The sequence below is a fragment of the Chitinophaga pendula genome (assembly GCF_020386615.1).
In the GTDB taxonomy this organism is placed as follows: domain Bacteria; phylum Bacteroidota; class Bacteroidia; order Chitinophagales; family Chitinophagaceae; genus Chitinophaga; species Chitinophaga pendula.
Map to the genome: position 1 here is coordinate 2,731,183 of NZ_CP077769.1, position 11,124 is coordinate 2,742,306.

General features: G+C 50.5%; 6 protein-coding genes. 1 reads left to right on the forward strand and 5 read right to left on the reverse strand.

Annotated features, from left to right (window positions below):
• Positions 1 to 48 precede the first annotated feature (48 nt).
• The gene (locus KTO58_RS09920; protein WP_095839511.1) at positions 49 to 339 is read right to left on the reverse strand and encodes a DUF5952 family protein; all 291 of its coding nucleotides are present in this window, start codon (positions 337 to 339) and stop codon (positions 49 to 51) included.
• A gap of 92 nt (positions 340 to 431) precedes the next feature.
• Here KTO58_RS09920 and KTO58_RS09925 point away from each other — a divergent pair, with 92 nt between their 5' ends.
• On the forward strand, positions 432 to 1,172 hold the full coding sequence (locus KTO58_RS09925; protein ID WP_095839510.1) for a 4'-phosphopantetheinyl transferase family protein: 741 nt from the start codon (positions 432 to 434) through the stop codon (positions 1,170 to 1,172).
• 80 nt (positions 1,173 to 1,252) lie between these two features.
• Here KTO58_RS09925 and KTO58_RS09930 read toward each other — a convergent pair whose 3' ends face one another.
• The 4 genes from KTO58_RS09930 to KTO58_RS09945 all read right to left on the reverse strand — a co-directional run bounded on the left by KTO58_RS09930 (position 1,253) and on the right by KTO58_RS09945 (position 11,112).
• Complete coding sequence (locus KTO58_RS09930; RefSeq protein WP_198314954.1) at positions 1,253 to 3,016, reverse strand: carbamoyltransferase family protein; 1,764 nt, start codon at positions 3,014 to 3,016, stop codon at positions 1,253 to 1,255.
• Between the two features lie 53 nt (positions 3,017 to 3,069).
• Positions 3,070 to 4,848 carry a carbamoyltransferase family protein gene (locus KTO58_RS09935; RefSeq protein WP_095839508.1) on the reverse strand — a complete coding sequence of 593 codons (1,779 nt, stop codon included), beginning with the start codon at positions 4,846 to 4,848 and terminating at the stop codon, positions 3,070 to 3,072.
• Positions 4,849 to 4,904: 56 nt separating this feature from the next.
• A complete protein-coding gene (locus KTO58_RS09940; RefSeq protein ID WP_225860173.1) occupies positions 4,905 to 6,686 on the reverse strand; it encodes a carbamoyltransferase family protein in 1,782 nt (593 codons plus the stop codon).
• A gap of 97 nt (positions 6,687 to 6,783) precedes the next feature.
• Positions 6,784 to 11,112 (reverse strand): beta-ketoacyl synthase N-terminal-like domain-containing protein, encoded by a 4,329-nt coding sequence (locus KTO58_RS09945; protein WP_095839505.1) that lies wholly within the window; start codon positions 11,110 to 11,112, stop codon positions 6,784 to 6,786.
• Positions 11,113 to 11,124 lie beyond the last annotated feature (12 nt).

Sequence of the window (11,124 nt, forward strand, 5' to 3'; positions counted from 1 at the left end):
TCATTCCGGACAGCGTTGCTGCTCGGAATGACATCATACACCGCCCACCTAATAAAAACTAAAGGTGTGCCAGGCAAAATTCTCCTTTATACCCGTATCATCTTCATCAATCTCCTCTCCGTTGCATTGTATCTCCATCACTTCGTCACTACTGGTCGGCAATATGGATACCACCTCTACAATTTTGATAATAATAGGGTGTGAGATATCCCCGATCAGGAAACGATAATTATCACCGGGAAGCGGTTCTGTGCTGGTGGCTACACTCAGCAGCCGGTTCACAGTAAGTCCCATCTCATTCAGGACATCACAATCGATTTTCAGGACATACTTTCTCATATGATATAGATTTGGTGTGCTCGAAATAAAGACCCCTTGTCATTATGCGCAGAAGGAACTAATATTGTGCTCGCCCAAGAAGAAAGAACCACATGATGTATCCATCGATCCACCAGACTCTCCAGCTATACCGCCAAAAAGGAACATTTAACGCCTGCCTGCACATAGAACATCTGTCGCTGGAAAAGCTGCAGAACCTACAGGCCCAATGCCTGCATCCGAATGAACTCACCTACTTCAATACTTTGCCTGCCGCCAGACGGCAACATAGCTACCTGTTGGGCAGATATGCCGGCAAATCTGCTATTGCAGGCTACCTGCAGGAAACAGACCTTCGCCGTATTGAAATAAAACCCGGCGTCTTCGAACAGCCGATCGTCCTCCATCCCCGGTCCAACAATGTCCAACTGACCATCTCTCACAGCGGCAGCTGGGGAATGGCACTCGCTTTCCCCGAAGCACATCCCATGGGCATCGACGTAGAAGACCTCAACGCCGATGCGGCGCTCAATACCATCGTACCTCTCAGCGGACAGGAACAAAAAGCCATCGCGGCACTGCCCTACCCTCCCAATGAAAGGATGATACTGGTATGGACCATTAAAGAGGCGCTATCGAAAGTATTCCGGACGGGCCTTACCGCAGATCTGTCCATCTATGAACTGGATCTGGTGCAACAGGATAGCCAGGGTATCATCACCACTACGTACAAACACTTTATGCAATACAGGGCCATGTCATGGATAGCGCAAGGGCATGCCTGGTCATTGGTCCTGCCCCGGAAAACCACCTGCGATATCTCCGGTGTGGTCAGGCAGCTGACAGCAAAATAAACAACCGGTAATGGATGGGTGAGCCCCGTTGTCCGGAGCAGTCACCTCATCCATCACAACAATAACAGCCTGACAGTTGTTTAACTTCCAACGATCATCTGCCCCTTACCCAGCTCCAGCTCATAAGCGCTCAGGTCGATCAGCTCGTCTTCTATCACCAGCACATCAATGCCCGTAGTAAAAAAGGTAGCTAATGCGTCCTCAACAGTATGAATGATGGGTTTGCCCATCACATTAAAGCTGGTGTTTAGGATAATAGGCACTCCCGTCAATTCATGGAAAGCACTGATCAGGCGATGATATTTTTCATTGAACTCTTTTCTCACCGTCTGTAAACGGCCCGTTCCATCTACGTGTACTACGCCGGGTACCTTGTGCATACATTCCGGCCTGAACTTCAGGGCCCGCTCCATGTACAACGTCTCCTGGTAATTCTCAAAATATTCCGGACCATATTCATGCAGAATAGAAGGTGCGAAAGGACGGAACTCCTCGCGGAACTTCACCTTGCTGTTAATAAGGTCCTTTACCTGGGGATTGCGGGGATCTGCAATGATAGAGCGATTGCCTAACGCACGGGGACCGAATTCGGCCTTTCCCTGCATCCAGCCTACGATCTTTCCCTGTGCCAGCAACTCTGCCGTACGGCGACATACATCCTTTCCGGAAGTAGTGCGCTGCCCCAGTTTACCGAAGGCCTTCATCCGGGCCAGTCCGTCTTTGGACACACTGGTACCCAGATACGGGGAGCGGATATTTTTCACTTTCTGTGTATACGGATGATCTTCATAAAAGGCCAGTAAGGCAGCCCCGATCGCATTACCATCATCAGCCGGCGCACTGGGCACATGCAGTTGACGGAATGGCGTAAGCTCTATCAGCCGGCCATTGGCGGCGGAATTCAGGCCACAACCACCTCCCAGCACCAGGTTGTCCGAAAGCCCCTTTTTGTGCAGGTTGTGCAGCAGCTGCGATAAAGTGTCGGTAAAAAATTGCTGGGCAGTAAAGGCCAGGTTGGCATACTGCAGGGAATCCGCCTTCGGGTCAGGTGCCGGCAGCACAGAATGACCAGTAAAGAATCCATTGTAAGCTTTCGTCCGCTCCAGGTGACAATCCTTTACCACCATCGTAGACGCCAGCAGATCATACCAGTGTTGTTCAAACTTGCCATAAGGAGCCAGGCCCATCACCTTCCACTCCTCTCCCTGAAAAGAATCAAAACCACAGGCATCACAAACAGCCGAATACAGATAACCTAAACTGGCAGATGACTTCTGGCGGGGTGTCAGTTCTTTGAGACGCCCCTGATCAAAGTGATAAAAGGCTGTAGAACTGTCCTCTCCGAAACCATCTACGATGGCGCAAAGCGCTTCATCAAAAGGGCTGCTATGACACGAATAAGCGGCATGCGCCAGGTGGTGGTTGTAGGTCTTCCGGAGAATGTCTGCCTGCTCATTTACCTCGATGTATTTCCGGGTAAAACCAAGTCCTGCCAGGTTATTAATAGCCTGCTGGCTACGCGCCATAAAATCCAGGTGATTAGCCGATGGCCTGGTATTGAACCGTTTTGTCAGCCAGCGCAACACCGGGTAAGCTATACGGGCACTCTTTAACCCGGCCTTGGACCACGAGGTAGAGATCACCAGGTCTGCCTGCGCATCACAGTAATCCCTTATCAGTTTTGCACTCCTGTTAGCTTCATCCGGCATGCAGTTAATAGCGCGTTTGAGCTGAAGATACCTTTCAGTGCCTTCCGCAAAGACAAGTTCACCCTCTCCGCTAATGATCGCTACAGCAGGATCGTGGAATGTAGAGGCAATACCAATGTAGTTTCTTTTTTTCATGGGTTTCATTTGGAGTTTAGACGATGGGAGAATGCACTCCGGCCAGACGACGATCAATGAATGACAGCCTGCTTCGCTGACTCCAGCGCTACTGCACCGGCAGTAAGCGAATAAGTACTCAGATCTATCAACTCATCATCGATAACAAGGGCATCCAATCCGGTAGTGAAAAAAGTCGCTATTGCGTCTTCTACTGTATGTATGATGGGTTTCCCCATTACATTAAAGCTGGTGTTCAGGATAATAGGCACACCGGTCAGCTTATAAAATTCGGTGATCAGCCGGTGATAACGTTCGTTGAATTCTTTCTTCACCGTCTGCAAACGGCCGGTGCCATCTTCATGCACGACTGCAGGTACCTTATGCATCACGTCCCGTTTAAACATCAGCGCCCGTTCCATGTAAATAGTCTCCTGGTAATGCTCGAAATACTCATGTCCGTATTCATGTAATATGGAGGGGGCAAAAGGCCGGAACTCTTCCCGGAATTTCACTTTCCCGTTGATCATATCCTTCATTTTGGGATTACGGGGGTCCGCAATGATAGAGCGGTTGCCCAATGCCCGCGGGCCAAATTCAGCTTTTCCCTGCATCCATCCGATGATCTTACCCTGTGCCAGCAACTCTGCCGTAGCCTTGAAGATATCCTTGCCGCCGGCAGTAGAAGCCCCTAGCTTACCGAACGAGCGTACACGGCTCAACGTATCTTTGGAGATACCAGTACCCAGGTAGGGAGAGCGGACATTCTTCACCTGCTGACTATGCGGATGATCTTCGTAAAATGCCAGCAACGCAGCGCCTACTGCATTACCATCGTCGGCTGGTGCACAGGGTACATGCAGGCCGGTAAAAGGTGTCATTTGCACGATCTTACCGTTGGCAGCGGAATTCAGGCCACAACCACCTCCCAGCACCAGGTTGTCTGAAATACCCCGCTTATGGAGGTTATGTAAGAGCTGAGACAGCGTGTCGGTAAAAAACACCTGACCGGTATAAGCCAGGTCCGCATAGTCAAGTGAATGGGCATCCGGTGCCGGCTTGGATAATGCCGGCTTGTCTGTAAAGAAACTTTTATACACCCCTGTACGCGCTATCGTACAGTCCTTCAGTTTGATCGTAGATGCCAGTACATCATAGATCTTCTGGTCAAATTTACCATAGGGCGCCATGCCCATCACTTTCCACTCTTCTCCCTGGAAAGAATCAAAACCACAGGCTTCGCAGATCACGGCATAGAGAATGCCGAGGCTACCGGTAGAACGTTTGATGCCTTTGATCGGTGTGATCTTTCCGCCTTTGTAAGTATAAAATCCGGTAGAACCATCCTCTCCGAAACCATCTATCACGGCACAGACAGCTTCATCAAAAGGGCTGCTGTGACAAGCAAATGCAGCATGTGCCAGGTGATGGTTGAAGTTCTTACGGACGATCCTCACGTCATTGTTCCGGCTAATGAACTTACCAGCAAATCCCAGTCCTGCCAGCCGGTTGACAGCAAACTGACCTTCCAGCGTAAATTCAATGGTGTGCTGGGCATCCCTTGAATAGGCCTTTTTGGCGCCCCACTTCAACAAGGGATATAACCATTTGCTGGATCGGATGTACTGATCGGACCAGGAAGTACCGATGACTACGTCGGCATCCTTATCACAATACTGTTTAATGAGCTTTTCACAACGGTTCTTTTCATCCGGCATACAATTGATGGCCCGTTTAAGCTGCAGATACCTTTCGGTACCCTCCGCAAAAACCAACTCTCCGTCCGGATTGATGATAGCAATAGCCGGATCATGAAAGGTTGTGGCTATGCCAATGTAGTTTCTCTTTTTCATGTAGTAACAGTTTAACGCAGCGTGGAGGTGCTGCTGGAGTGAGCGGTTATAGACAGTTAATAATCATCGACTGGAGCAGCAAACGTACTAGGAACTATATCTAATGCTGTGTTATCTACCTGGTCCGAAAAAGTAATAATCTCGTCATCAATGACCAATGCGTCGAGGCCAGTGGTGCAAAAAGTAGCGACAGCATCTTCAACGGTATGAATGATCGGCTTGCCCATTACGTTGAAGCTGGTATTAAGTATGATCGGAACGCCTGTAAGGGCATGGAAAGCGGTAATAAGCCGGTGGTACCGCTCGTTGAATTCTTTTTTCACCGTCTGCAGACGGCCGGTGCCGTCTACATGTACCACGCCAGGTACTTTATGACGGCATTCAGGACGAAATACCAGTGCCCGCTCCATGTAGAGCGTCTCCTGGTAGTTCTCAAAATACTCGGGACCATATTCATCTAATATCGAAGGAGCGAATGGACGGAACTCCTCCCTGAACTTGACCTTACTGTTGATGATATCCTTGATCTCTGGGTTACGGGGATCGGCAATGATAGACCGGTTGCCCAATGCACGCGGGCCAAACTCCGCCTTACCTTGCATCCATCCAATGATCTTTCCTTCTGCCAGCATACGGGCTGTTGCAGTGAAGATATCTTCCCCGGAAGAAGGATCTTTGGCGAACTTGCTAAAGCGTTTCAGCCGTCCCAGCGCATCCTTCGAGATAGTAGAGCCCAGGTAAGGAGAACGGATATGACGGATCTTGCTACTGGCGGGGTTATCTTTGTAATAGGCCAGCGCAGCGGCACCTACGGCGTTGCCATCATCCGCGGGAGCACAGGGCACATGTACCCGCTTAAAAGGCGTTGCGTCCACTAATTTACCGTTACAAACTGAATTGAGACCACATCCCCCACCTATGATCAGGTTATCAGACAAACCACGTTTATGCAGGTTCGTAGCCATCTCCGCCACCAGCTCATTAAAAAGGAATTGTGCCGTATGGGCCAGGTCAGCATATTGCATCGCATCTTTATCGGCCTGCAATGGATACGCTTCCCGTATCATCTGCGCAAACTTAACATGGTTGGGGCGTTGCGTAAAGCGACAATCCGTAACAGCAATCGCTGAACGTAATATCTCATAAATAGCTTTATCATATTGTCCATAAGGCGCCATTCCCATCACCTTCCACTCTTCCCCTTTAAAAGTGCCGAAGCCACATAATTCACAGATCATTGAATAAAAATGTCCCAGACTGACGGTCGATCTTTTGATCGATAGCTGCTTCAGGGTGCCTTTATGATAATGAAAGAACCCGGTAGAACTATCCTCTCCGTAACTATCCATCACCGCACAAACCGCATCTTCAAAAGGGCTGCTGTAACAGGCGTAGGCTGCATGAGTAAGGTGGTGATTAAAAGAGGTCCGTTTTACCACCGCCTCCGGAAAACGTTTCAGAAAATGATGGGTCAGCGCTGTACCGGCCGTATGGCTTGTGCTGATCATTCCCCTGAGCACGATATCCATCGCGTACCAGTCAGCAGCAGGAACCGCCCGTTTGATCCCCCAGCGTAAGAGCGGATATACGATCTTGCTGCCGCGTATGAATTGCCGTTGCCAGGAGTTGGCGATCACCAGGTCAGCTCCCGGGTCACAATACTCCTTTACCAGCTTCTCCATACGGATCACATCATCAGGTATCGCATTCCAGGCTCTCTTATTCTGCAGATATCTCTCCGTGGCTTCTGCAAAGACCAGTTCTCCGGCTGTGTTAATAATGGCGATGGCCGGATCGTGACAGGTGGTGGCAAGGCCAATGTAATTGCGTTTTTTCATGCGTAGGTATTTGGGTGATTATAGTTGTAGGTTTCAAATGACAGTTTAACAATCAGCCCGGCCGTTAAAAGGCCTGCATTCACGATGGAATAGATGCTCAAATACCTTCTACAGCAACATCCAGCGGAGGACGGCTGCCATGTTTTTGCAGGGTGGTGGTCAGGAAGTCTGACAAGAAATCCGGTGACAGCTCCTCCCCGCTATACAACGCCGTACAAAATGACAGTATCGTTCCGGCAGCCGGCGGATCTGACAACAGCTGCATGTGATTAACTGCATTCACATCCATCAGGTACATGTGTGCAAAACGTTGTTCCCATCCCTCCCAATAATTGATCTTCCCCAGTTGCTCACTTTGTTCATCCCATAAAGCGAAGTAAGGTTTCAGCGCTCCGAGGAATTCACCGTTACGATTGCGAAAATAGTAACAGGTAACCCCCTCCGGATCAGGTAAATCACCAAAATGATAATCTGTGATGGCATAGGCTTCCTGTGTCTTTACGCTCTGTCGTACGAGGGTCTTTAGCTGCTCCGTACTTTTGGTAACACCCCGTTCATGCGCGATGGCGATGAGCTGCTCCATGAACGCATCTTCTTCCAGGTCCCAGTCCGGCGTATCCCGATGTATCATAGCGGCGGCGATCTCCGCCGGGTCGGTAAAAGCAACTGTGATCATCATATTTACCGTCTGGAAAGCCAGCAGTTTGGGCAGTGAGGCCTCTTCAGGCAGTTTTAGTTCCGGCGATTCCCAGTCCTCCACGTATAAAGAGTCCAGCATGACGATGCTATTGACCGTTTCGCCCAGCTCCTGCAGCTGTCTCGTCACCTCGAAGGACAGTACCCCTCCTACCGAATATCCCCCCAGATCGTAGGGACCTTGTGGCTGTATAGATTGGATAATATGTACATAATAGGCTGCCATAGCGTGTACGCCCTGTAAGGGCACACGATCCGACATCCATCCCCTGGCTTGTATACCGTAAAATGGACGCGCGCTTACGCCCGCGATATGATGATATACTTCTACCCCACCGGTCACTGCATGTATCCAGAATACAGGCCTGCCCGTAGTATGGTTGTTCATATGCAATAGCTCGGGGAACCGGATGGCAGGGGATGTAGCCGCTGCTACCGGCTGCAGTGCTGCCGGCAATGGCGTAGCAGGCAATATGGCCCATACATCCCGCAACGTCACACATTGCCAGAAACGTTCCATATCCAGTGTAGCACCATAGCTGCCCTGCAGGAACTGCAGCAGACGGGTGGCATAGATAGAATCAAACCCCAGCTTTTGTAATGGCAGGTCCGGATTGAGTTCTTCCGGAGTGATACCGATCAGCCGGGCCACTACTTCTGTAACGGCATTTTCCATATCCGGATCAGTGGCCGCTACCGGTACCGCGGGTACTGCAGTATCCCTCGTTACCGGTACCGTTTTTATCCAACAGTGCCGTCTTTCAAATGGGTAGGTCGGTAATATCAGCATCTGCGGTGCCCCTCCCGGATATAATTGCTGCCAGGGAATACTGCAGCCACGTACCCAGCATGACGCCAGCTTCTCCAGGTCTGCCGCCGCCAGCAATGCACGCAACATATGTGCACCCGTTTCTCCTTCAAACAATGGGTCGATATCCGTTACACCAGCGACAAGCGATCCTGTAAACAAGCGGGGGTACGTTGAGGTAGCTGTAGCATCCTGGTCGAGGTAGGCTTGTAAAGCTTGCTGTACGGTTGAGAGGTCTGTCGCGACAAAAGCCAACCGCTCTTCCATCTCTTCCCGTCCTTCCTGTAAAGTATATGCCATTGCGGATAGACTTAACGACTGGTCCGCGTGCTGCAGGAACTGCAGGTGTAAACTTATCAAAGCGTGGAGCCGTTCCTTGTTACGGGCGGAATATACCAGCACCTGTGGAGATACCTCTTCCGCCAGGATACCCGGATGGTTATCTATAAATTCCTCTATCACTATATGCGCATTCGCACCACCTGCACCTAATGAAGTGATCATAGCCCTCAGCGGTACGCCTGGTTGTTTAGATATCCATTGCTCCCGCTTCTCCTGGAGATAGAAGGGGCTATCGCCGAATTCGATCTTTGGATTCAGCGGATGCGACAAGATGGTAGGTACCAGGGTTTTGTGTGTCAGCTGTAAAGCAACCTTGGTCAATTGCGAAATGCCGGAGGCAGCTTCGGCATGTCCTATATTGGATTTTACGGCGCCGATCGCACAGGATGCTATAGGAATAGCATATTTATTAAATGCTTTGGTCAGCGCTGCTACTTCTATCACATCGCCAAGTGCGGAGCCATTGGCGGCGGCTTCCACATAGGAAATAGTATGGGGATCAATACCTGCTCTGGCAATATCATCCGTGATCATCTGATACTGGCTGTTAACGCCAGGTACCGTATATCCGCCACTGTTACCGCCGTGGCTAATGGTGGTGGACCGTATCACCGCCAATACCTTATCTCCATCTTCTACAGCAGCGGAAAGGGGTTTTAACAGTACAGCCCCTACGGCTTCTGCCGGTAAAAATCCATCCCCATCGCTGAAGCTGCGGCTGCCTGCTGTACTCCCCAGTAGTCCGGATATGCTTAGGCCTATATATTTTTTAGGGTCCAATGTCAGGTTCACCCCTCCTGCTACCGCCAATCGGCACTCTCCCCGCCGCAAGCTTTCGCAAGCCAGGTGTATTGCAGCCATTGAAGAAGAACACATGGTATCCAGGCCGATACTAGGACCTTGAAAATTAAACCAGTAAGACACCCGGTTGGCAATACCGGCAAATGCCTGTAATGCCGTTACAGCTCCCTGGACAAGGTCGGCAGGTAATAGCTGATATTGCTGATACATGGCGCCTGCAAATACCCCTACCTTACTTTGATATTGCTGCTGAATAGAGCGCCGGCTGTATCCTGCACGTTCCAGCAGTGTCCATACCGTTTCCAGGAACAGGCGTTCCTGCGGATCAATCAGTGCCGCTTCGGCGGGTGCAATGTGAAAGAACAAAGGATCAAATTTGTCGATGTCTTCCAGGAATCCTCCCCACTGACAACGGGTGCTGTCCAGGCGCGTGCCGCTATCGTCTACATATGCGGTATGGTCCCAACGGCTGGTAGGCACGGTGGTAATAGCGTCCTTTCCCTCGCATAGGTTTGTCCAGAAAGTATCAATGTCCGGTGCTCCCGGATAACGACCTGCCAATGATATGATCGCAATCCCCTCATCTGCGGTAGCAGCATGTACCGCTGTTCCTACCGTGGCCGGTTGTGTGGTGGTCTTATCTGCTGCCGATGCTGTAAAGAATCCCGGATGCTGTGTAAAGAGGTAGTCGGCCAGTTCGCTGAGCGTGGTGTATTCAAACAGTAAGGTGGGGGGAAGGCTTTGCTGTACCCGTTGGCCGATCGTACTCACGATATCAAGTAAAGCCGCTGAATCGAGTCCCATTTCGTAGTATCCGCTATTGATGGGTACATGGGTCGCGGGCTTTTGCAGTCGTGCTGCCCATAGTGAACGCAGGTAATCGATGGCGGCCACGGCTTCCTTATTTGACACGATGTCTTTTGCCGCCGCTGCTGGTGTCGGGGTGGCAGTGGCAAATGCTGCATCCCGCACCAGTTTGGCGGTAAAATTGTTCAGGGCTGCTACCTGTTGACCCGATTCATTGAAGAAAGCAAAGGACAATTGTACCAGCTCATTTTTGCTAACCATATCCGATGTCCGGATACGGGTAAGGCAAGATGCCTGCAATAATGAAGAAGCCCGGAAAGACTCGTAGTATAGTGGCAGAAATAACTGTTGGGTACCATTTGCCCAGGCATATGCTGCCAGTACACTACCGACCGCACTTCCATCGATGAGTACCGGGTGGAACATAAAATGAAGGGCACTGTCTTGCCCTTCCTCCGGGACCTGCAGCTCCATCCATACGGTATCACTGGTAAAGTTGATGGTCCCGGCAGCTTTCATCCAACCGCTGTGTATTACCTGCTGGGCGCTATATATCTGGTAGGCGGCGTCTATATCGATCGCAGTACTTACTTCCCCGCGCCATTCCGGCATAACAGGCGTATCCTCCCATTGGGTTGTTACTGCATGCATCCACATTTCTGCGCTTGCATAGCGTTGCGATACCGGTGCAGGATTGTTGTCCATAACAGTACCTGTTACGGTGACCTGCCAACGCTCAGGTGTTACCGGTGTACAAGTGATCGTTATCTCGACCGGATAAGCTGTTGCTGCCAATGGCGTGTATATCGTCAGGTGGCGTAATTCCAGTCTGGTATAATCATATCCCTGATCGCGGAACAGCTGGTACAGCAAGTCGATATATGCGAGTCCGGGTAATACCGGTTGTCCCAGCACATGATGACATTGCAGCACGGGGTGTGCCGCCGTGATCAGAAGTCTGTCTTCTATCATGAATGAGGTGTT

Coding starts and splice junctions, on each gene's coding strand:
- KTO58_RS09920 (WP_095839511.1), bottom strand. CDS start 339: ATGAGAAAGTATGTCCTGAAAATCGATTGTGATGTCCTGAATGAGATG.
- KTO58_RS09925 (WP_095839510.1), top strand. CDS start 432: ATGATGTATCCATCGATCCACCAGACTCTCCAGCTATACCGCCAAAAA.
- KTO58_RS09930 (WP_198314954.1), bottom strand. CDS start 3,016: ATGAAAAAAAGAAACTACATTGGTATTGCCTCTACATTCCACGATCCT.
- KTO58_RS09935 (WP_095839508.1), bottom strand. CDS start 4,848: ATGAAAAAGAGAAACTACATTGGCATAGCCACAACCTTTCATGATCCG.
- KTO58_RS09940 (WP_225860173.1), bottom strand. CDS start 6,686: ATGAAAAAACGCAATTACATTGGCCTTGCCACCACCTGTCACGATCCG.
- KTO58_RS09945 (WP_095839505.1), bottom strand. CDS start 11,112: ATGATAGAAGACAGACTTCTGATCACGGCGGCACACCCCGTGCTGCAA.